Origin of the sequence: Aequorivita sinensis (assembly GCF_006346335.1) — a bacterium.
Taxonomy (GTDB): Bacteria; Bacteroidota; Bacteroidia; order Flavobacteriales; family Flavobacteriaceae; genus Aequorivita; species Aequorivita sinensis.
Genome location: NZ_VDMC01000091.1, coordinates 1 through 229, shown reverse-complemented (window position 1 = coordinate 229; position 229 = coordinate 1). Strand labels below are relative to the sequence as shown.

At 43.7% G+C, this 229-nt stretch carries 1 pseudogene; it reads right to left on the bottom strand.

Annotation, left to right across the window (positions count from 1 at the left end):
• A pseudogene (locus tag FHP04_RS14660) lies at positions 1-229 on the bottom strand (IS1182 family transposase); the annotation flags it as partial.

Sequence of the window (229 nt, the reverse complement as noted above, 5' to 3'; positions counted from 1 at the left end):
TAAACTGCGAACTGGACAACCTTTGCACGCCTTGGTTTTGTACTGTTTAAAAGTGTAGTTTCTTGTTTTATAGTGGCTTTGGTTACTGGTTAGTTTATGTCCTTCGGGGCATGTGTAAGTGTCGGTTTTTTGATTGTATATAAAATTCTCGGCATTGTACTTCGGATGCGGTGCCTGGCTAGCACGCCCAATGGCGGGTATGGCCACAAGCGTTTTAATGTCTAGCTGA